Origin of the sequence: Streptomyces diacarni, assembly GCF_003323715.1 — a bacterium.
GTDB lineage: Bacteria > Actinomycetota > Actinomycetes > Streptomycetales > Streptomycetaceae > Streptomyces > Streptomyces diacarni.
On sequence record NZ_QOIN01000061.1, the window covers coordinates 157257 to 175673 of the forward strand.

Annotated in this window: 19 protein-coding genes; 13 read left to right on the forward strand and 6 right to left on the reverse strand. The window is 71.7% G+C overall.

All coding sequences use genetic code 11. The features are described from left to right. The first annotated feature begins 314 nt into the window (after positions 1–314). Positions 315–2249 (forward strand): RDD family protein, encoded by a 1935-nt coding sequence (locus DTL70_RS29310; RefSeq protein WP_181861129.1) that lies wholly within the window; start codon positions 315–317, stop codon positions 2247–2249. Positions 2250–2347: 98 nt separating this feature from the next. Then, positions 2348–3154, forward strand: coding sequence for an RDD family protein (locus DTL70_RS29315; RefSeq protein ID WP_114025016.1), 807 nt, complete (start codon positions 2348–2350; stop codon positions 3152–3154). Between the two features lie 40 nt (positions 3155–3194). Here DTL70_RS29315 and DTL70_RS29320 read toward each other — a convergent pair whose 3' ends face one another. Beyond that, positions 3195–3530: a hypothetical protein gene (locus tag DTL70_RS29320; protein ID WP_114025017.1), complete on the reverse strand. Its 336-nt coding sequence runs from the start codon at positions 3528–3530 to the stop codon at positions 3195–3197. A 907-nt stretch (positions 3531–4437) separates the two neighbouring features. On the opposite strand from DTL70_RS29320, the gene DTL70_RS34580 reads away from it, so the two are divergent. Next, complete coding sequence (locus tag DTL70_RS34580) at positions 4438–4704, forward strand: hypothetical protein (RefSeq protein ID WP_242757514.1); 267 nt, start codon at positions 4438–4440, stop codon at positions 4702–4704. 171 nt (positions 4705–4875) lie between these two features. Here the strand turns inward: DTL70_RS34580 and DTL70_RS29330 are convergent, their stop codons facing one another. Further along, complete coding sequence (locus DTL70_RS29330) at positions 4876–5469, reverse strand: nicotinamidase (protein ID WP_114025019.1); 594 nt, start codon at positions 5467–5469, stop codon at positions 4876–4878. 490 nt (positions 5470–5959) lie between these two features. Further along, positions 5960–7339: a nicotinate phosphoribosyltransferase gene (locus tag DTL70_RS29335; RefSeq protein ID WP_425470421.1), complete on the reverse strand. Its 1380-nt coding sequence runs from the start codon at positions 7337–7339 to the stop codon at positions 5960–5962. A gap of 118 nt (positions 7340–7457) precedes the next feature. Between DTL70_RS29335 and clpS the strand changes: the two genes are divergently transcribed. The 7 genes from clpS (at position 7458) to DTL70_RS29365 (ending at position 12530) form a co-directional block, all read left to right on the forward strand. Further along, positions 7458–7772, forward strand: a complete 315-nt coding sequence (gene clpS, locus DTL70_RS29340; protein WP_114013741.1) for an ATP-dependent Clp protease adapter ClpS — start codon at positions 7458–7460, stop codon at positions 7770–7772. Beyond that, positions 7772–8467, forward strand: coding sequence for a DUF2017 domain-containing protein (locus tag DTL70_RS29345; protein WP_114025020.1), 696 nt, complete (start codon positions 7772–7774; stop codon positions 8465–8467). Before clpS ends, DTL70_RS29345 begins: the two co-directional genes overlap by 1 nt. Positions 8468–8825: 358 nt before the next feature. After that, on the forward strand, positions 8826–10358 hold the full coding sequence (locus DTL70_RS29350) for an amino acid permease (RefSeq protein ID WP_114025021.1): 1533 nt from the start codon (positions 8826–8828) through the stop codon (positions 10356–10358). A 176-nt stretch (positions 10359–10534) separates the two neighbouring features. After that, complete coding sequence (locus DTL70_RS29355; protein ID WP_114025022.1) at positions 10535–10960, forward strand: M67 family metallopeptidase; 426 nt, start codon at positions 10535–10537, stop codon at positions 10958–10960. 90 nt (positions 10961–11050) lie between these two features. Beyond that, positions 11051–11161 carry a putative leader peptide gene (locus DTL70_RS35015; RefSeq protein WP_341483251.1) on the forward strand — a complete coding sequence of 37 codons (111 nt, stop codon included), beginning with the start codon at positions 11051–11053 and terminating at the stop codon, positions 11159–11161. Between the two features lie 125 nt (positions 11162–11286). Next, entirely contained in the window at positions 11287–11580 is a 294-nt protein-coding gene (locus DTL70_RS29360) for a MoaD/ThiS family protein (protein WP_114025023.1), read from the forward strand. Further along, entirely contained in the window at positions 11580–12530 is a 951-nt protein-coding gene (locus DTL70_RS29365; protein WP_114025024.1) for a PLP-dependent cysteine synthase family protein, read from the forward strand. Before DTL70_RS29360 ends, DTL70_RS29365 begins: the two co-directional genes overlap by 1 nt. A gap of 64 nt (positions 12531–12594) precedes the next feature. On the opposite strand, the gene DTL70_RS29370 is transcribed toward DTL70_RS29365, so the two are convergent. Then, a complete protein-coding gene (locus tag DTL70_RS29370; protein ID WP_114025025.1) occupies positions 12595–13008 on the reverse strand; it encodes a type II toxin-antitoxin system PemK/MazF family toxin in 414 nt (137 codons plus the stop codon). A gap of 257 nt (positions 13009–13265) precedes the next feature. Here DTL70_RS29370 and DTL70_RS29375 point away from each other — a divergent pair, with 257 nt between their 5' ends. Then, a complete protein-coding gene (locus DTL70_RS29375; protein WP_114025026.1) occupies positions 13266–14027 on the forward strand; it encodes an MBL fold metallo-hydrolase in 762 nt (253 codons plus the stop codon). Between the two features lie 96 nt (positions 14028–14123). On the opposite strand, the gene DTL70_RS29380 is transcribed toward DTL70_RS29375, so the two are convergent. Both DTL70_RS29380 and DTL70_RS29385 read right to left on the reverse strand, forming a co-directional pair. Continuing rightward, positions 14124–15368, reverse strand: coding sequence for a PTS transporter subunit EIIC (locus DTL70_RS29380; RefSeq protein ID WP_114025027.1), 1245 nt, complete (start codon positions 15366–15368; stop codon positions 14124–14126). Between the two features lie 232 nt (positions 15369–15600). Beyond that, positions 15601–16914: a PTS transporter subunit EIIC gene (locus DTL70_RS29385; RefSeq protein WP_114025028.1), complete on the reverse strand. Its 1314-nt coding sequence runs from the start codon at positions 16912–16914 to the stop codon at positions 15601–15603. A 299-nt stretch (positions 16915–17213) separates the two neighbouring features. Between DTL70_RS29385 and DTL70_RS29390 the strand changes: the two genes are divergently transcribed. Beyond that, a complete protein-coding gene (locus DTL70_RS29390) occupies positions 17214–17447 on the forward strand; it encodes a PTS sugar transporter subunit IIB (protein ID WP_114013731.1) in 234 nt (77 codons plus the stop codon). A 117-nt stretch (positions 17448–17564) separates the two neighbouring features. Next, positions 17565–18290: a ribonuclease PH gene (gene rph / locus DTL70_RS29395; protein ID WP_114025029.1), complete on the forward strand. Its 726-nt coding sequence runs from the start codon at positions 17565–17567 to the stop codon at positions 18288–18290. Positions 18291–18417 lie beyond the last annotated feature (127 nt).

The window sequence follows — 18417 nt, forward strand, 5'->3', positions numbered from 1 at the left end:
GCCCACACAGGGTTAGAGGCCGTCCACCGCGGTTCGTTACACGGGTTCCGGGACTTTTTTCCCAAGATTCCTCACCGACGCCCTACAGCACCGGGTACCGGCAGGTGACGAGCGTGTGACGGGGGCGGCCGGGACTCGTTCGAGGTTCGCTCGAAGGCGGGCTTCACACCCGTCTGCTTCCTCCCCGGGCGGTCTTCTTCGTTACTGTCCTCCTTGAACAGGCGGAGGTTCCCGCCGCGCCGCCGGTGTCGGCCCAGTACGGGGCGCCGCCGGGGACAGGTCAAAGGTGTCGTTGGTGAGGGGAGTTGGAGGCAGTGGGGCCCTCCGGTGCTCATGGTGAGGTACCCCGTGCGGGGTACTACCCGGATCCGTCCATCCCCGGGTACATCCGCTACTGGAACGGCACGTCGTGGGTGCCCGGCACCAGTCGCCCGGAGCCGCGCGAGGGCGAACCCATGCCCGCGCCCCCGCCCGTGGCGTCCTCTCCCGCCACCGCCCCCACGCCGCCTGCCACGGCAGGCCAGGAGGGACCCGCGGGGCCGCCCGCCAGGCCGCGCCGCTCGCCGTCCGACGAGACAGGGCCGGTCTTCCTCGACGCCGATGCCGATGCCGATGCCGGTACCTCCGCCGACGCCGGTACCGGAAGCGACGAGGCGGCAGCACCCGCAGACGCGGGACCCGGCGCCGGTCCCGCGGGCGGCCGGGCGGACGTACCCGCGCAGGCGGGGTTCGGCCCGCCTGCGGACCCGCGCGGCGGCTGGGGCACGGACGCGCCCTCCGGCGGAACGGCGCCCGTCCCGGCGGCCACGCCCGAGGGAGTGAACCCCGCAGCGTCGGGCGGGCGCGAACACACGGTCGGCCTCCGCCGCTCCGACGTGCTCGGCTCCGGCCGCCGCACCGGCACAGCCGACGCGCCCCCCACCCCCGGAGCGGACAGCGCCGCGGACCGCGCAGCCGACAGCGCGGAGCGGGGCGGCGCCACAGCCGTCCCGGGCCAGCGCCCCGGAGAGCCGGGCCAGGCGGGCCCCGGCCGGGCGAACCCGGCACAGGACCGGCCCGGTCCTGCGGGGCCGACCGTCACGAGTGGCTCGGCCTTGGGGCGTGCCGACGCCGGCGAGCAGGGCGCGCCCGCACGCGGCGCAGCAGCGGCGGACGTCCCTCCGGCGGGGCATAGCGAGCACGGCGGCCAGGGAGGCCCCGCCGCGTCCGGACAGGGCGTCGGGAATCCGCCTGCCGCCGGACAGCAGGCGACCACAGCCGGTCCCGCTGCCTCGCCCGCCACTGCCGCACCGGCCGAGAAACCGGCACCGACGCGAGTCGAGGTCCCGTCGCAGGGGCAGGGGCAGGGGCAGGGGCAGGGGCAGGGGCAGGCCCAGCCGCAAGCCCAGGCCCAGCCGCAGCCGCAGGCCCACCCCTCCGGCCGGCTCGTGCCCCGACAGGAGCCTGCGCCTGCCCTGCCGGGGCAGCGGGAGGCGTCGGGTGTTCCGGGGCAGGGACCTGGCCACGGCGCGCCCGCGCAGGCCGGGGCGGTGTCACCCGTACGGGCGGACGGTGCGGCGGCGCAGGGGGCGGTCGCGCCCTCCTGGTCGCAGCCCGCGCCCTCGGGTTCCCCGGCTCACCAGCAGGCCGCTCACCAGCAGGTCGCGGGGCTGCCCGCGCAGCCGCCGTCGGGAGGGCCCGACGCCGTGACACCGTGGCGGCCGCCCGTCGACGACCCGTTCTCCCGGATGGCGGAGCAGGAGGCACGGCCCGCGGCGCTGGGCAGGCGGCTCGGTGCCAGGCTCGTCGACCTGGTGCTCACCCTCGCGGTGGGTGCCGCTGCCGCGTTCCCGTTCGTGGGCAAGGCCGTCGACCACATCGAGGCCAAGATCGACGCCGTCGAGCAGGCGGGCGTGACCCGGCAGGTGTGGCTGGTGGACGGCACCACCGGCGGCTATCTCGCGCTCGTTCTCGGTGTTCTCGTCGTCTTCGGGCTCCTCTACGAGGTGCTGCCGACGGCCCGTTGGGGCCGCACACTCGGCAAGAAGCTCTTCGGGATCTGCGTGGTCAACATCGAGGGGTACGGCAAGCCCGGGTTCGCGAAGTCGCTGCTGCGGTGGCTGGTCCACGGCGCTCTCGGCGTCCTGGTGATCGGCGTGGTCAACGTCGTGTGGTGCCTGTTCGACCGCCCCTGGCGGCAGTGCTGGCACGACAAGGTGGCGGGCACGTTCGTGGCCAAGGGCGACACGAGCGCCGAACTCCGCCTCTAGCGGGCCCGCGGCCCCGGTGGGCCGCTGCCGTGCCTGCCTGGTCCCCCGAACGGCTCGCTGGGGATGCGGCCGGCGGCGCGGGGCTGTGCACTCGGGCCATGAGCACGGAGCAGCCGGACGACGACCCGTTCCGTAAGCAGCAGCCGCAGCAGCCGCCCTCGGACCCCGGCGGGTCCCAGCAGCCGCCCGGGCGGGAACCGTCGGGCCAGGGGCCTCCACCCCCGCCGCCGGACGGCGCGGGCGGCACCGGCGGCCCTTACGGCAATCCGCCACCGCCCCCGGGCGGGTCCGGCGATACCGGCGGCCCCTACGGGGATCCGCCACCCCCGGGCGGCGGAGGCTACGGGGGCGGCGGTGGCTACGGCGGCGGTGGAGGTTACGGGGGTGGCGGCGCCGAAGGCTACGGCAGCCCGTACGACAACCCGTACGGCGGCCCGGCCGGCGCCGCCGACCCCCTCGCGGGGATGCCTCCGCTGGCGTCCCGGGGCAAGCGTCTGCTGGCCCGCATCATCGACGCGCTCCTCATCGGTATCCCCGTCGGCATCATCGCCGGACTGGTCGAGGGCGGTTACTCGTACGACAACGGGTACGACGGATACGCCTACTGGCCGCAGTTGGCCTACACCCTCGTCTACCTGGTGTACGAGGGGCTGATGCTGACGACGTCGGGGCAGACGGTCGGCAAGAAGCTGATGCGCGTCCGGGTCGCGATGCTGCAGAACGGCGCCGTGCCGGCGGGCTCGCCGGGGTGGCTGCGGGCCGCCGTCTACCAGATTCCCCCGTTGGTGCCGTGCATCGGCTTCCTGTTCTGGCTGGTGAACGTGCTGTTCTGCACGTGGGACAAGCCGTACCAGCAGTGTCTGCACGACAAGGCGGCCAGGACGGTCGTGGTCGCGGCGGACTGAGCCGGACCGTGTCGGAGGTGGCGGGCGGCGGCGGCCGGTGTCAGCGGCGGGCTCCCATGACCGCGGGCGCCGCGGAGGCAGCGGGCGCCGCGGGGGCGGCGGTGGTGTGTGGGGCCGTGACGGTGTCGGGCCGCCCGTGCCGGGCCGGCTGGGCGGGGGAGGGGGTCGTCATCCGCCCCACGGCCGCACGTCGCCTGAGCTTGGCGTGTGCCGAGGGGGCGGTCAGTGCCACCAGCAGGCCGAGTGCGAGCGCCGTGACGGCGATCACGGCTGTCCAGACGACCGAACGCGCCTGGGAGAGCAGCAGCATGGCGAGGGTGGAGCAGATGACGGTGGCCGAGCCGTAGAGGAGTTGGGCGGGGTTCGGACGCGGCATGGCGGATCCGTCCTCGGGGGGAGTGGACACGGTCTGGACGTGAACGGGTCGTTGCGCGCTACTCGTTGACTCGGTACGAACGGGGCGCCATCGAACGACTCTACGGTCCGGGATGCCCTGGCGGAAAGCGCCGCAAGCGTGAGCTGACCCACGCCCCTGTTGCACGGGGGGCGCACGGACGCACAGCGGCCTCGGCGTCCCAACTGGCGGACGGGTGAGGGCTCTTGGGCGGCACCCGTGGGCCCTGTCGTGGTCTCCCGCGCGCTGGGGTGGTACACGCTCCCCTCGAAGTTCTCCGTACCGGTGTTCGCACCCGTTATCTGATGGGGAGTTGGACGTTCCGCTTCCGCAACTGCCCGCCGTGCCCGGGGGTGTCGTCAGCGGTCCGGCCAATGGAGGTGCGGGAGATGATCGCTGGTTCAACTACTGCTGGCAAAAGGTGTAAAGAGGGTCAAAAGGGGTGCACGGGTGGGCTGATTACCCGCTGTAAAGAAGGCGTGAAGATCCAGAATGGGCGGTTTCGGGAACGCATGATCGACGGTCGTGCAACCCAGGAATGAATTTGTTTGCATCGTTGCAGGTCAAAACATGATCATCCGTTACCCCCTGGCGATCGGCGCGCGATCGCGTTTAGATGCCTGGTGGGGCTGCTGCTCGGCGGCCCCGGACAGGACGTACCCGAACGAGTCTCACGGGGGAGATGGTGATCATGTCAGGAGGCGGATTCGTCAGGCTGCCGGACGGCAGCGTGATCGTTGCGCTGACGCTTCCGGTGCCGCGCGAGCCGCACGGTGCGGCGCCCGCTGCCCCGAGCACGCGGAGCGCGGACGGGGGCGGCGCGGCCCGACGCTCAGGGCTGCTGCCCGCCTCGCGCCGCTGGTCGGCGTTTGCCGACGAACCGCACACGGTGCGGGAGGCGACCGTGCGCAGACCCGGCGAGGAGCAGCGGGTCAGGGTGCTGGTGCACGCGGGCAACCGGCCCCGTGCGCTGACGCGCCTGCGCAATCTCGGGCTGCGGGCGATCTACCTGCGGGGCAACACCGAGCCACCCACCGCGGACGAGATCACCGCGGTGCTGCACCACCCCGAGGGCCTGGTGTGGCGCGCCGTCCCCGACGACGCGCACAACTCCTGGCGCCCCATCGCCGCCCTCCTGCGGGCGACCCCGGCCTAGAGCTGCTCTGGGAACACCCCATGGGGCCTCGGCCCTCCCGCCGGGGCCGGGAGACGTGGCAGCGGCCCCGACGGGGCGCGGGGAACGGCGCGGCCGGCCGCGACCCACCCGCGCACCGCGCACCGCGAACAGCGGCAGCCCCTTGCCGGGGCGAGGTCCGCGGGAAGGGTCCTACGCCGGTGTGACGACCGGTTTGCCGGTCAGCTCGACGCCGGCGTCGCGGAGCTCCTCAAGAGCGCGCTGGACGGTCTCCTCGCTGACGCCCGCCGTCAGGTCGAGCAGCACCTGGGTGCGGAAGCCCTCGCCGGCGGCGTCCAGCGCGGTCTCGCGTACGCAGTGGTCGGTGGCGATGCCGACGATGTCGACCTCGGCGACGTTCCGCTCGCGCAGCCACGCGGCGAGGGAGTGGCCGTTCTCGTCGGCGCCCTCGAAACCGCTGTAGGCGGCGGTGTACGCGCCCTTGTCGAAGACGGCTTCGATGGCCCCTGAGGCGACGGCGGGGGTGAAGTTGGGGTGGAAGCCGACGCCCTCGGTGCCGGCCACGCAGTGCGGCGGCCAGGAGCGGACGAAGTCGGGGGTGTCGGAGAAGTGGTCGCCGGGATCGATGTGCGTGTCCCGGGTGGCGACGACGTGGCGGTAGCCGGCGGACGCGTCCCCGATCAGGTCGGTGATGGCGGCCGCCACGTCGGCGCCGCCGGTGACGGCGAGGCTGCCGCCCTCGCAGAAGTCGTTCTGGACATCCACGACGATCAGTGCCCGGTGCATGGTGCACACCTTTCGGCTGGTGGGTCGACTGGGTGGGGGACGGACCGGGGTGGGCGGCCGGGTTGCCCGGGGGCGAGAGGTGCCGGTGCTGTGGGGTGCCGGGCCGCCGCCCGTCGGTTTCGAGACTAGACAACCGCGGGCCCCCGCGGCAGTGCGCGGGCGCCCTTCGCGCGGTCGGCCGGCCGCCTGGGACGCGGCGGCCGCCCGTGTGCCCGTGTGCGAGGGCGGTACGCGACGGGGCCCCGTCCCCGCCCGGCCCGCCCCGCCCCGGCGGCCGCCCGTCCCGACGATGCCCGACGGTCGTCTCAGCCGCGTCCCACCGGCGTCTCAGCGGTGTCCCACGGCCGCGCCCCCCCGCGGGCCCGTGTGCCGCCCCGGTGCTGCCCCACGGCCGTCTCGGCGGCCAAGGCCCGGCCGTCGGAGGCGGCACCCCGCACGGGGCCCGCCTCAGCGGAGCCGCTGAGGCGACCGCGGTACCGCACGGGCCGTCTCAGCGGTGTTCGACCGGGAGGACGGGTTCTCCGCGGGAGAGCTGCATCGCGGACATGGGGAGCCGTGCGAGGGAGGCCCGGTGGCGTGCGCGTGCGGCTTCGAGCGGTTCGCGGCCGACGACGGTGCCGTTCTCGACGAGCCGGACCTGGAGCTGGTGGTCGGCGAGCTCGTCGGGTACGGGGCCGCTGCCGACGATCTCGGCCTCGGCCACGCCGTCGGCGTCCAGCGGCCTGGCGGCCCACTTGGCGCCGCCGAGGGAGGTCTTGCCGCCGAGGGAGCGTTTGGACACGGGCCGCAGCGGGGCAGCGGGGTCGTCGCTGTCGGCGCGGGCGACCAGCTTGTAGACCATGGAGGCCGTGGGATGGCCGCTGCCGGTGACGAGCTGGGTGCCGACGCCGTAGGCGTCGACGGGCGCGGCGGCCAGGGAGGCGATGGCGTACTCGTCGAGGTCGCTGGTGACGACGATCCTGGTCCTGGTGGCGCCGAGTTCGTCGAGCTGCTGGCGTACGCGGTGGGCGACGAGCAGCAGGTCGCCGGAGTCGATGCGGACGGCGCCGAGCTCGGGTCCGGCCACGTCGACGGCGGTGCGGACGGCTTCGGCGACGTCGTAGGTGTCGACGAGCAGCGTGGTGCCGCTGCCGAGGGAGTCGACCTGGGCGCGGAAGGCGTCGCGTTCGGTGTCGTGGAGGAGGGTGAAGGCGTGGGCGCTGGTGCCGACGGTGGGGATGCCGTAGCGGAATCCGGCGGCGAGGTCGGAGGTGGTGTCGAAGCCGCCGACGTAGGCGGAGCGGGAGGCGGCGACGGCGCCGAGTTCGTGGGTGCGGCGGGCGCCCATCTCGATCAGGGGGCGGCCGCCGGCGGCGGCGGCCATGCGGGAGGCCGCGGCGGCGACGGCGGAGTCGTGGTTGAGGATGGAGAGGATCACCGTCTCCAGCAGCACGCACTCGGCGAAGGTGCCTTCGACGCGCAGCAGCGGCGAGCCGGGGAAGTAGGCCTCGCCCTCGGGGTAGCCGAGGATGTCGCCGCGGAAGCGGTAGCCGGCGAGCCACTCCAGGGTGGGCTCGTCGACGACGTGGGTCTCGCCGAGGAAGCGGAGCATCTGGTCGTCGAAGCGGAAGTTCTCGACGGCGTCGAGGACGCGTCCGGTGCCGGCGACGACCCCGTAGCGGCGGCCCTCGGGCAGCCTGCGGGTGAAGACCTCGAAGACGGAGCGGCGCTCGGCGGTTCCGGCGTGCAGGGCGGCCTGGAGCATCGTCAGCTCGTACTGGTCGGTGAAGAGCGCGGTCGAGGGGACGGACACCGGCAGACCTGTCTCCGTCCGCCGGGCGTGTTCCTGCCGGTTCTCGTGCGGGGGCTGTCCCTGGGGGGATTCCAGCACTGCTGCTCACCTCGTGTGTTCGGGTAGGTCGCTGCGAGCGTACCCCGGATTTCGTCAGGATGACGATATACGGTCGCCGTGGCCGCCGTTTGGGCGCCCGTGGGTGCCGGGTGGCAGCATGGGACCTGTGAGTGTCGCCACCCCGATGGAGATCGAGCGCCCGGAGACCAGCGAGGAGCCCGTGGAGGTTCCTGAGCCGGATGTGCCCTGGGTGACCGTCGTGCACAACGACCCGGTCAATCTCATGAGCTATGTGACCTACGTGTTCCAGGCGTACTTCGGCTATTCGAAGGAGAAGGCGAAGAAACTGATGCTCGACGTCCACCACAAGGGGCGCGCCATCGTCTCCAGCGGTACCCGCGAGGAGATGGAGCGCGACGTGCAGGCCATGCACAGCTACGGGCTGTGGGCGACGCTCACCCAGGACCGCTGATGGCGGGGCAGTTCGAGTCGGCCGAGGCCGGCGGCGCGGCCATCGCGCTGGACGAGGTGGAGATCTCGATCCTGCGGAGCCTGACGGTGCAGCTGCTGGAGCTGATCGGCCCCGGCACCGAGCCGGCCGAGCCGCCGAGGCCGGAGACCCCGCCGGGTGAGGGCGTCAGGGGCGACAGCCTGGAGGAGGAGCTGGCGGGCATCGAGGGCGTCTCCTGGCCGTCGTTCGCCGACGGGCCCAGCGAGCCGCCCGCCGATCCGGTGCTGGCGCGGCTCTTCCCCGACGCCTACGGCCCAGGTCCTGGCCCCGGGCCTTCTCCCGATGCGGAGCCGGGCAGCGACGAGGCCGCGCGGGCCCGGCACGACCGGTCCGCCTCGGCGGAGTTCCGCCGCTACACGGAGAACGACCTGCGGGCGCGCAAGCGGGAGGACGGGCTGGCCGTCGTCCGGTCGCTGGACGCGCTGACGCCGGGCGACCGCGGGGCCGTGCTGACGCTCGGCCCGGAGGAGTCCCGGCGGTGGCTGGGCACGCTCAACGACCTGCGGCTGGCGCTCGGCACCCGTCTGGAGGTGTCCGAGGACAGCGACGAGGAGCTGTACTCGCTGCCCGACTCCGACGAGCGCAAGCCGTTGGTGATGGCGTACCTGTGGCTCGGCAGCCTCCAGGAGACACTGGTCGAGACACTGACGCCCTGAACGCTTTCTCTTCCCGGCCTCGGGCGCCGAGGCCCAGGCCCTTCGGATTGCCCCTTTTCGTCCGGGTTTTCCCCGCTCCAGTGTTCGTTAAATGATGAGCAAAGACCGGTTAACGAACGGATCACGGCGGGAATTTTTCCGGGTGCGATGTCCGTCTCTGCCCCTTCTATCTGTGGTCTGTACCACTCGTCGTGGACAGTCCTCCGTGGTACACCTGCACGATCCGCTGTCTCGCGGGCACCACCCCTGCCCGCGCAGTGGCGCACACGCCGGCCGATCGCCGGCACGCACAACTCCATCCGGGGGGATCGGAACCCGATCCGGACAGGCCGGGTCGGTATGGAGAAAGGCGCACCACATGACCTCCGAGCAGGTCGCGGACGGCAGGGGAGAACCCGGATCCGCAAGCACGGGCGGTAGCGGCGACGGAGCCGGGCCTTCCGACGAGGGCTACCAGCGAGGGCTGGGCAGTCGCCAGGTCCAGATGATCGCCATCGGCGGTGCCATCGGTGTCGGCCTGTTCATGGGGGCCGGTGCGAACATCGCCAAGGCGGGACCCAGCATCATCCTGATGTACGCCCTGGCGGGCGTCGTCATCTTCTTCATCATGCGGGCGCTGGGCGAGCTGCTGATGTACCGGCCCGTCTCCGGCAGCTTCGCGGAGTACGCCCGCGAGTTCCTCGGGCCGTTCTTCGGCTTCGTGACGGGCTGGACGTACTGGCTGCTGTGGGTCGTGACCGGCATGGCCGAGCTGACCGCGGCGGCGATCTACATCCACTACTGGTTCCCTGACATTCCGCAGTGGGTCAGCGCGCTGGTCTTCCTGGTGGTGCTGTTCGGGGTGAACCTGATCTCGGTGAAGGTCTTCGGCGAGGTCGAGTTCTGGTTCTCGATGATCAAGGTCACCGCGATCATCGGAATGATCGTGATCGGTCTCGGCGTGCTCACCCTGGGCTTCTCTCAGGCCGGCGACACCGCGGCCGTCAGCAACCTGTGGGCCCACGACGGCTTCTTCCCGACCGGCATCGGCTCCAGCCTGATGACGCTCCAGGGCGTGATGTTCGCCTACATCGCGGTCGAGCTGGTCGGTATCACGGCGGGCGAGAGCCAGGACCCCAAGACGACGCTGCCCAAGGCGATCAACACGCTGCCGTGGCGCATCATCATCTTCTACGTCGGCTCGCTGCTCGTGATCCTCTCGGTGGTCAAGTGGACCGAGTTCTCCGACGGCGTGAGCCCCTTCGTGGCGGCCTTCGGCAAGATCGGCATTCCGCTCGGCGCCGGCATCGTCAACTTCGTCGTGCTGACCGCGGCGCTCTCCTCCTGCAACTCCGGGATGTACTCCACCGGCCGCATGCTGCGTGACCTGGCGGAGAACCGGGAGGCGCCGACGTACTTCGGCAAGCTGAACGCACGGCACTCCCCGGCGGCGGGCATCACCATCTCGGTGCTGCTCATGGGCATCGGCGTGGTGCTCAACTACGTGGTGCCGGAGAAGGCGTTCGCCTACGTCACCTCGGTCGCCACCGCGTGCGGTATCTGGACGTGGATGATGATCCTCATCAGCCACCTGCTCTACCGGCGCGGGGTCGTCGCCGGGCGGCTGCCGAAGTCCAGCTTCCCCGCGCCGGGCGGCAGCCTCTTCAGCTGGGTCGCGCTGCTCTTCCTCACCATGGTGCTGGTGATCGTCGCGCTCGACTCGACGGCGCGGATCTCGCTGTACGTCGGTGCGGGATGGGCCGTGGTGCTGGGTGCCTACTGGCTGCTGCACGCCCGCCACACCGCGCACGCGCACCGCACCTCGCGGAGCGTGGAAGCGGCCCCCGCGATCGCCGACGCGGTCCCGGGCGCCGGCACGCTCGCGCCGGAGGCCGCCACCGGCCAGGACTGAGGCCCGCCGCGCCCGACCGCCGGTCGGGCGCGCCGCGCAGCCCGCAGCGCCCCGGGGCCGGCCCGTACCGCACACCGGTACGGTCCGGCCCCTCGCGTGTCCGAGGGCGGCCGCACGGGGTCCGCGTCCCGGGCGGGGCCGGACGCGTGTGCGGGGGCGTGCATATCCTTGCCCCCATGCTGACCATCACGCAGGAGCTGCACGACCGGATCGTCGCCCACGCCCGCCAGGACCACCCCGACGAGGCCTGCGGCGTGATCGCGGGGCCGGTCGGTGAGGGCCGCCCCGAGCGGTTCATCCCGATGCTGAACGCGGCCCGCTCGCCCACCTTCTACGAGTTCGACTCCGGCGATCTGCTCAAGCTCTACCGCGAGATGGACGACCGCGACGAGGAGCCGGCGGTGATCTACCACTCGCACACGGCCACCGAGGCCTACCCGTCGCGGACGGACATCTCCTACGCCAACGAGCCGGGCGCCCACTACGTCCTGGTCTCCACCGCCGAGTGCGGGAACGACGATGGTCCGTTCTCCTTCCGCTCGTTCCGCATCGTGGACGGCGAGGTGACCGAGGAGGAAGTGGAGATCGTCGAGAGCTACTGACGCGCGCGTCTCCCACGATGGTGAGACGGATTCGTCCGCATGATGAAACCGAGATCCGATTTCCCGTCCGGGAATCGTTACGATGAGCCCATGGTTGTCCACGACGTGAGCGCTTTCGACAAGACCCCGGGCATGCTGCTCGTGGCGCGCCTGCACGTCGACCTGTGCCGCCTCGCCAGCGCGATCTGTCGGCCGGCCTGACCCGCGCTCCACGCGGCGCGGTGTTCGCCCGGCGCCCCGCCCCCGCGGTAACGGCGTGTGCGCCCCCGCCTGCCCGCAGCAGAAGCCAGCAGAAGCCACTCTTCCTCTCCGACAGGAGCACTCTCATGGCCATCGAGGTCCGCATTCCGACCATCCTCCGCACCTACACCGACGGCCAGAAGGCGGTCGAGGGCACGGGCGCCACCGTCGGCGAGCTGTTCGCCGACCTGGAGAGCAGGCACGCCGGGATCCAGGACCGTCTGGTGGACGGCGGTGAGCTGCGCCGCTTCGTGAACGTCTACCTCAACGACGAGGACGTGCGCTTCCTGAACGGCATCTCCACCCAGCTCAGCGACGGCGACAGCGTCACCATCCTGCCCGCCGTGGCCGGAGGGTCGCTCCCTGTGGGCATGCGCTGATGCGCTACGACTCCCCGCTCGACGCCGTCGGCAACACGCCGCTCGTCCGGCTGCCCCGGCTCTCGCCCTCCGAGGACGTACGGATCTGGGCGAAGCTGGAGGACCGCAACCCGACCGGCTCCGTGAAGGACCGCCCCGCCCTGCACATGGTCGAACAGGCCGAGAAGGAAGGGCGGTTGCATCCTGGCTGCACCATTTTGGAGCCGACCTCGGGCAACACCGGCATCTCGCTGGCGATGGCGGCCAAGCTCAAGGGCTACCGGATCGTCTGCGTCATGCCGGAGAACACCAGCGAGGAGCGCCGCCAGCTGCTCGCCATGTGGGGAGCGGAGATCATCTCCTCCCCGGCGGCGGGCGGCTCGAACACGGCGGTGCGGGTGGCCAAGGAGCTGGCGGCCGAGCACCCGGACTGGGTGATGCTCTACCAGTACGGCAACCCGGACAACGCGGGCGCCCACTACGCGACGACGGGCCCCGAGATCCTCGCCGACCTGCCGTCGGTCACCCACTTCGTCGCCGGCCTGGGCACCACGGGCACGCTGATGGGCGCGGGCCGCTATCTGCGCGAGCAGCGTCCCGGCATCCGGATCGTCGCCGCCGAGCCGCGCTACGACGACCTGGTCTACGGGCTGCGCAACCTGGACGAGGGCTTCGTGCCCGAGCTGTACGACGAGTCGGTGCTCACCACCCGCTTCTCCGTCGGCTCCGAGGACGCGGTCACCCGTACCAGACAACTCCTCGCTCAGGAGGGCATCTTCGCGGGCGTCTCGACGGGGGCGGCGCTGCACGCCGCGATCGGGGTGGGCCGCAAGGCGCTGCGCGCGGGCGAGAGCGCGGACGTGGTCTTCATCGTCGCCGACGGCGGCTGGAAGTACCTGTCGACGGGCCTCTACACCGCCGCCACGGACGAGGAGGCGGTCGCCACCGTGCAGGGCCAGCTCTGGGCGTAGGACCGCCGGTTCGAACACGCGTGCCGCCGGCTCGGGGTGCTGGTGTTCCGTTCCCCGGGCCGGGTCACTCGGCCAGGTGCCTGACCCGCTCCCAGGCGTCCGCGTCCACCTCGCCGTGGCGGCCTCGCAGCCGGGCGAGCCCGACCTCGGCGACCGTGCCGGGCTCCAGGTAGGCGGGGCCCTCGGCGGCGTCGGCGGGCAAGACGCGCAGCGGCGACGGCGTGGAGGTCAACCGCGCCAGCCGGGCGCCGTCCGTGCGGACGGTCAGGACGAGGAAGAGCGGCTCGGTGCCGTCCGGCAGGCTGGTGCGCCAGATCTCCCCGGGGCGGGGAAGGGGCGCCTGGCCCCGGCGGGCGGCGCGGGCCTCGCGGGCGGCACCCCGGCGCCGGGGACCGAGGCGTCCACGCCCGTCCACCAGCGCCGCCACGAAGGCGAGCAGCATCACGACGCCGAGCGCCAGCCACCAGGTGGTGTCCACGCCGTGCCTCCCTTCGCCCCGTCGCTCGTCGCCCATGTGTGCGTCGCTCTTCGCCGTGTGGCGGATGCCGCCGGACCGCGCTCCGCTGCGTTCGTACCGTCAGCCGCCGGGGACCGACGCTACCCCGGGCTGGTGATTCCGCCCACACCGACGCCTCACCGAGGACGCACCGGGACCCGCGCGGCTTACGCTCGGAATTCCCCTCGTCCACGACACGGGGACTTCTCCCGCATGCCGTCAACGGAGGTTCCCACTCCATGAAGCTCACCGTCGTCGGCTGTTCCGGGTCGTTTCCGTCAACGGAGTCGGCCTGTTCGAGCTATCTCGTCGAGGACGACGGCTTCCGGCTGCTCCTGGACATGGGCAACGGCGCACTCGGTGAGCTCCAACGCCACTGCGGCCTCTACGACCTCGACGCCATCGCGCTCAGCCACCTCCACGCCGACCACTGCATCGACATGTGCGGCTACTTCGTCGCCCGCTACTACCGCCACGAGGGCGGCCGTTGCGGCCCGATCCCGGTGCACGGCCCGCCCGGCACCGAGCAGCGGCTCACCACCGCCTACGCCGACACCCCGTCCGACTCGTCGATGAGCGAGGTCTTCGCCTTCCACGAGCTGACGGCGGGCGGCACGTTCGAGGCGGGGCCCTTCCGGGTCAGCAGCGAACTGGTCGACCACCCGGTGGAGGCGTACGCCTTCCGGGTCGAGCACGTGGCGAGCGGCAAGGTCCTGACCTACTCCGGGGACACGGGGCCGTGTCCGAACCTGGAGCGTGCCGCGCGAGGCGCGGACCTCTTCTTGTGCGAGGCCTCCTTCACGGACGGCAAGGAGCAGATCCCGGGTCTCCACCTCAACGGCAGGCAGGCGGGGCAGGTCGCCACCGGGGCCGGTGTCTCGCAGCTGGTGCTCACCCATGTGCCGCCGTGGACGGATCCGCAGGTCAACCTGCGGGACGCGAAGACCGCCTTCGACGGGCCCGTGGAGATGGCACGCCCGGGGGCCGTCTACGAACTGTGAGGGCCGCCGCCTCTGCCCGCTGCCCCGGGGGGCCGGGCGGGGTCGCGCCGAATGCGACGGGCCGCACCGCTGTGTGCGGTACGGCCCGTCGGGCGGCTACTTGGTGAGGTCCTCGACCTCTTCGTCCGGCTCGCGCCCCGGCGTCTTGATGTCCAGCTTCACGATGAGGAAGCGGAAGAGGGCGTAGTAGATCGCCGCGAAGCACAGGCCGATCGGGATGATCAGCCAGGGTTTGCTCGCCAGGCTCCAGTTGATGGCGTAGTCGATGAAGCCCGCGGAGAAGCTGAAGCCGTGGTGCACCCCGAACACCCAGGTCACCGCCATCGACACGGCCGTCAGCAGCGCGTGGACCACGTACAGGACGGGCGCGATGAACATGAAGGTGAACTCGATCGGTTCGGTGATGCCGGTCACGAACGAGGTCAGGGCCAGCGAGACCATCATGCCCATCACGGCCTTGCGGCGGTGCGGCTTGGCGCAGTGGGCGATGGCGATGGCGGCGGCGGGCAGCCCGAACATCATGATGGGGAAGAAGCCCGACATGAACTGGCCCGCGCTCGGGTCGCCGGCGAAGAACCGGGCGATGTCGCCGTGGACGACGTCGCCCGCGGCGTTCTTGTAGTCGCCGAGCTGGAACCAGGCCACGGTGTTGAGGAACTGGTGCATGCCGACGGGGATCAGTGCCCGGTTGATCAGACCGAAGATGCCCGCTCCGGTGGCGCCCAGGCCCGTCATCCACTCGCCGAAGGAGGTGATGGCGTCGCCGATGGGGCCCCAGATGAGGGTGAAGACCACGCCGACGGCCAGCCCGACGAAGGCCATCAGGATCGGCACCAGGCGGCGGCCGTTGAAGAAGCCGAGCCAGTCGACCAGTTTGGTCTTGTGGAAGCGCTGCCAGACGATCGCCGACAAGAGGCCCATCAGGACGCCGCCGAGGACGCCCGGATCGTTGTAGACGGGCGGCGTGTCCTCGCCCGCCTTGACGACCGCCTCGTGAACGGGGAAGGCCTCCAGCACGTTCTTGTAGACGAGGAAGCCGACGAGCGCGGCCAGCGCGGTGGAGCCGTCGGACTTCTTGGCGAAGCCGATGGCGACGCCGATGCAGAACAGCAGCGGCAGGTTGTCGAAGATGGCACCGCCGGCGCCGGAGAACGCGGCGGCGACGTCGTGCCACTTGAGGCCCTCGTCGCCGAAGACGTCGGGCTGGCCGAGTCGGTTGAGTATGCCGGCCGCGGGCAGGACGGCGATCGGCAGCTGCAGGCTGCGGCCGACCTTCTGCAGTCCTTGGAACAGGCCGGAGCCCCGCTTCTTCTTCGCGGGCGCAGCGGTGTCCGTGCTCATGGGGGTGTGTCCTCCGGGTGGAGGCGGGCGCCGCACGGCTGGGAAAGGGGGTGAGGGCCCGCTGGTGGTCTAGTCCACGAAGTGGTGTAGACCATTAGTAGCACGGGCGCGCGCGTGGCGGAACGGGTCTTTCCGGGCGATGTGGGCCACACCCCGGCCACCCCCCGGGCCCATCTCGCCCCCCCCGGCCGCATCGGGCCCTTCCTCGGCCGCGTGGTGCGGCCGGGCGGCGCTAAGCCCTCGTGTTGTCCTGCTCGATCTCGTCCGCGACCTCCTCCGGCTCCCTGCCGGGGGTCTTCAGATCGAACTTGGCGATCATGAAGCGGAACAGGACGTAGTAGACCACCGCGAAACACAGGCCGATCGGGATGATCAGCCAGGGCCGGGTCGCCAGGCTCCAGTTGATGACGTAGTCGATCAGCCCGGCCGAGAAGCTGAACCCGTCGTGCACCCCAAGCGCCCAGGTCAGCGCCATCGAGACACCGGTGAGCAGGACGTGGATGACGTACAGCGCCGGGGCGACGAACAGGAACGAGAACTCGATCGGCTCGGTCACCCCCGTGACGAACGACGTCAGCGCCGTGGAGAGCATCAGCCCCCCCACCACCTTGCGGCGCTCGGGGCGGGCTGCGTGGGTGATGGCCAGCGCGGCGGCCGGCAGCGCGAACATCATGATCGGGAAGAAGCCGGAGGTGAACTGGCCCGCGCTCGGATCGCCCGCCAGGAAGCGGTTGATGTCACCGTGCACGACCTCGCCGTCCGGCTTCTTGAAGCTGCCGAACTGGAACCACATGAAGGTGTTCAGGAACTGGTGCATGCCGATCGGGATGAGGGCACGGTTGGCGACGCCGAAGATGCCCGCGCCCCAGGCGCCCAGGTCCGTCATCCACTTGGAGAAGGTGGTGAGCCCGTCACCGATCGGCGGCCACACCCACTGGCACAGCACCGCGAAGACCAGCGCGACGAACGCCATGATGATCGGCACCAGGCGGCGGCCGTTGAAGAAGCCGAGCCAGTCCACCAGCTTGACCCGGTGGAAGCGCTGCCAGAACCAGGCCGCCAGCAGTCCGACGATGATGCCGCCGAACACCCCCGGGTTCTGGTACGTGGCGGCCCCGGAGGCCGACCCGTCCTTGCCGACGCACGTCCCCATCTCCGTGTCGAACCCCGATCCGGGCGGGCAGGTGGGGAACTGCTGGAGGATGTTGTAGTAGACGAGGAAGCCCGCGACGGCGGCCAGTGCCGTCGAGCCGTCGGCCTTGCGCGCCATGCCGATGGCCACGCCGACGCAGAAGAGCAGCGGCAGCCCGAGCGCCGAGTCCAGCAGGGCGCTGCCCGCCCCTTCGAACACCTTGGCGACGTCCGTCCAGCCCAGGCCCTCGTCGCCGAAGATGTCCGGCTGGCCGAGCCGGTTGAGGATGCCCGCTGCCGGGAGCACCGCGATGGGCAGCTGGAGGCTGCGGCCCATCTTCTGCAGACCCTGGAAGAAGACGGACACCCACTTCCTGCGGGGGGTGCCCGGCTCGGCTGCGGCGTTGGCGCTCACGAGCCTCCTCCTGACTGGTCGGCCCCTCGACCTGGTCGGCCCCTCGTCCGCCCGCCGGACGGCTGGCGCATACTGGTGTAGACCTCTAGCGCGCGTGGCGACCCGGCCGTGGTGACGGCAGGACACCTCGCGGCGCCGGTAATCGCCATCATTCGCCAGAAAACGGATGGATGCTCGCGGAGCTGGGCTGATCGTGGACTAACGTGACAAGCACGCAATCCACGCCGCCTCGCGTCTCGCGGCTCGCGTCCATTCAGGCCGGAGAAGGCCGGAAAGCAGCCCGAACACAGGAGTAGGACATGGCCACCAAGGCTGAGAAGATCATCGCCGGACTCGGCGGGCTCGACAACATCGAAGAGGTCGAGGGCTGCATCACCCGCCTCCGCACCGAGGTGGGCGACCCCTCCCTCGTCGACGAGACGGCGCTGAAGGCCGCCGGCGCGCACGGCGTCGTCAAGATGGGCTCCGCGATCCAGGTCGTCGTCGGCACCGACGCCGACCCCATCGCCGAGGAGATCAACGACCAGCTGTGAGCCCTGCCCCGGCCGGAGACCCGCGGAGCCCCGTCCGGTCCCGGCGGGCCAGGACGTGCGGGTCTCCTCGGTTCCCGCGTTCGGCCCACGCCCCCGGCCGGGGATACGCTCGCACGCATGTCACGTATCGACGGCCGTACGGCCGAGGAGCTGCGCCCCGTCACGATCGAGCGCGGCTGGAGCAAGCACGCCGAGGGCTCGGTCCTCGTCTCGTTCGGCGACACCCGAGTGCTGTGCACCGCCAGCCTGACCGAAGGAGTGCCCCGCTGGCGCAAGGGCAGCGGAGAGGGCTGGGTCACCGCCGAGTACGCCATGCTGCCGCGCTCCACCAACACCCGCGGCGACCGCGAGTCGGTGCGCGGCAAGATCGGCGGCCGCACGCACGAGATCTCCCGCCTCATCGGGCGCTCCCTGCGCGCCGTCGTGGACTACAAGGCGCTCGGTGAGAACACCATCGTGCTCGACTGCGACGTCCTCCAGGCCGACGGCGGCACCCGGACGGCGGCGATCACCGGCGCCTACGTGGCGCTGGCCGACGCGGTCTCCTGGGCACAGGAGCGCAAGCTGATCAAGTCCAAGGCGCAGCCGCTGGCCGGGGGCGTCAGCGCCGTCAGCGTCGGCATCGTCGACGGCGCCCCGCTGCTCGACCTGCGCTATGAGGAGGATGTGCGCGCGGAGACCGACATGAACGTCGTCTGCACCTCCGACGGGCGCTTCATCGAGGTGCAGGGCACGGCCGAGGGCGCGCCCTTCGCCCGCGAGGAGCTCAACGGACTGCTCGACCTCGCCGTCGCGGGCTGCGCCCAGCTGGACGGGGCACAGCGCACCGCGCTCGGCCGCTGAGAACCCCCCCCGTTACCGTTTTCGCGGTCCTGCAATGGGACTCCCGGCCTCCGGGTCCGGCATGGCTTGTCCCCCCTGTCGAACAGATGATCCGGGGGGTGGTGCCACCGGCCCTGGAGGCACCGTG

Bases quoted from the DNA above. Each gene is read 5' to 3' on its own strand.
- DTL70_RS29315 (WP_114025016.1), top strand. From the start codon at position 2,348: ATGAGCACGGAGCAGCCGGACGACGACCCGTTCCGTAAGCAGCAGCCG.
- DTL70_RS29320 (WP_114025017.1), bottom strand. From the start codon at position 3,530: ATGCCGCGTCCGAACCCCGCCCAACTCCTCTACGGCTCGGCCACCGTC.
- DTL70_RS29330 (WP_114025019.1), bottom strand. From the start codon at position 5,469: ATGCACCGGGCACTGATCGTCGTGGATGTCCAGAACGACTTCTGCGAG.
- clpS (WP_114013741.1), top strand. From the start codon at position 7,458: ATGGGACCTGTGAGTGTCGCCACCCCGATGGAGATCGAGCGCCCGGAG.
- DTL70_RS29345 (WP_114025020.1), top strand. From the start codon at position 7,772: ATGGCGGGGCAGTTCGAGTCGGCCGAGGCCGGCGGCGCGGCCATCGCG.
- DTL70_RS29350 (WP_114025021.1), top strand. From the start codon at position 8,826: ATGACCTCCGAGCAGGTCGCGGACGGCAGGGGAGAACCCGGATCCGCA.
- DTL70_RS29355 (WP_114025022.1), top strand. From the start codon at position 10,535: ATGCTGACCATCACGCAGGAGCTGCACGACCGGATCGTCGCCCACGCC.
- DTL70_RS35015 (WP_341483251.1), top strand. From the start codon at position 11,051: ATGGTTGTCCACGACGTGAGCGCTTTCGACAAGACCCCGGGCATGCTG.
- DTL70_RS29360 (WP_114025023.1), top strand. From the start codon at position 11,287: ATGGCCATCGAGGTCCGCATTCCGACCATCCTCCGCACCTACACCGAC.
- DTL70_RS29365 (WP_114025024.1), top strand. From the start codon at position 11,580: ATGCGCTACGACTCCCCGCTCGACGCCGTCGGCAACACGCCGCTCGTC.
- DTL70_RS29375 (WP_114025026.1), top strand. From the start codon at position 13,266: ATGAAGCTCACCGTCGTCGGCTGTTCCGGGTCGTTTCCGTCAACGGAG.
- DTL70_RS29380 (WP_114025027.1), bottom strand. From the start codon at position 15,368: ATGAGCACGGACACCGCTGCGCCCGCGAAGAAGAAGCGGGGCTCCGGC.
- DTL70_RS29390 (WP_114013731.1), top strand. From the start codon at position 17,214: ATGGCCACCAAGGCTGAGAAGATCATCGCCGGACTCGGCGGGCTCGAC.
- rph (WP_114025029.1), top strand. From the start codon at position 17,565: ATGTCACGTATCGACGGCCGTACGGCCGAGGAGCTGCGCCCCGTCACG.